Source organism: Stenotrophomonas sp. Ste96 (genome assembly GCF_024519495.1).
GTDB classification, from domain to species: Bacteria; Pseudomonadota; Gammaproteobacteria; order Xanthomonadales; family Xanthomonadaceae; genus Stenotrophomonas; species Stenotrophomonas bentonitica_A.
In genome coordinates this window covers 1-1,223 of the sequence record NZ_JALJRX010000031.1, presented here as the reverse complement: position 1 = coordinate 1,223, position 1,223 = coordinate 1, and the positions used below count along the sequence as shown (strand labels likewise).

3 protein-coding genes are annotated in these 1,223 nt (G+C 64.4%); all 3 read right to left on the bottom strand.

What is annotated here, in order from left to right; all coding sequences use genetic code 11:
• Positions 1-49 precede the first annotated feature (49 nt).
• Positions 50-367 (bottom strand): DUF2933 domain-containing protein, encoded by a 318-nt coding sequence (locus OC373_RS18670; RefSeq protein WP_099475659.1) that lies wholly within the window; start codon positions 365-367, stop codon positions 50-52.
• Positions 364-873 carry a MerR family transcriptional regulator gene (locus OC373_RS18665; protein WP_158490955.1) on the bottom strand — a complete coding sequence of 170 codons (510 nt, stop codon included), beginning with the start codon at positions 871-873 and terminating at the stop codon, positions 364-366. Before OC373_RS18665 ends, OC373_RS18670 begins: the two co-directional genes overlap by 4 nt.
• A gap of 166 nt (positions 874-1,039) precedes the next feature.
• A partial coding sequence (locus tag OC373_RS18660; protein ID WP_261998272.1) for an efflux RND transporter permease subunit occupies positions 1,040-1,223 on the bottom strand: 184 nt, incomplete at its 5' end.

Here is a 1,223-nt window from a genome sequence, read left to right as displayed (position 1 = left end):
GATGGCCGCAAGGAGCCACAGGCCATAGCCATTTTCAGATGCATGCATGTCAGTGCCCTCTGGACGAGGTGTTGGACGTGTCGTCCTTAAGTTCCTGCTTGCGACGGCTGTCATGGTGACCGGACGGTGTGTCGTCGGCATCGCCGTCGCGGCCATTACCTCCGTGACCTCCGTGACCTCCGTGCCCCTTGTGCATGAACACGTGCATCAGGGGGCACAGCAGCAGGATGGCCAGTGGCAGCCAGCGGAGCGTTCCCGCAAGGTGGGCCCGATGCTCGACCCCGAGATAGAACAGGGCGAGCGCGAGAAAGATCCAGAAGACCCAACGTCGAGATCCGGACGTGGCTGGAGAGCGGGGGGCAGTCATGGCAAATTCTCCTGAGTGAGGCGACGTCCGAGGAGTCGTCGCGGGGTGGACTTGACGAACTTGCCGCCTTGCGTCACGGCGACGGCTTCGATCAATGCGCAGACATCGCCGCCCGTCGGAATGGAGTCCGGCAGCGTTGCCCAAGCGTGGACGGCCTGCTCCATCCGGCCATGCATGGCCAGCACCGTATCCAGTTGTTGGCGGGTGTCGTCGAGCCTGCGCCGGATGATGTCCCTCACGAGCGGGCAGGGACTATGTCGCATCAGGCTGTGGCGGATGATTTCCTCAATTTCAGCCAGCGTGAAGCCGAGCTGTTGCGCCGTACGAATGAAGTGCAGGCGCTGGAGCTCCGAGGCTGAGAACAGCTGGTAGCCGCTTTCGGTATGCGTAGCTGCTTGCAGCAGGCCGCGCCGCAGATAGTTGCGCACCACGTGCACCGTGACGTCGCCCCGCTGGGCCAGCTGGCGTACCGTCATCAGAGGCGGGCCTGCTTCGTCTTTGGACATCATTGGCGGACTCCCGGAAAGATGCTGAGGAGGCTAGACCTGTGTCTCGCACACAGGTCAAGCTCACCTGACGCGCTTCCATCAACATGGACTCGGCACTCCAGCGACGGCCCCCGTGCACCCGCGGACCGCCGCCATTGCCCGCTTAAGTCGGGCGTGCGCCGCCTCACGGCACGTCCACCGGCAGCGCGGCGGGTGTCGGCGGCTTCCTGGCCAGCTGCCGCTGCTTGATCAGCGAGTACAGCGCCGGAATCACGACCAAGGTGAGGACGGTCGAAGAGACCATGCCGCCCACCATCGGTGCGGCGATGCGGCGCATGACTTCCGAGCCGGTGCCGCTGCTCCACATG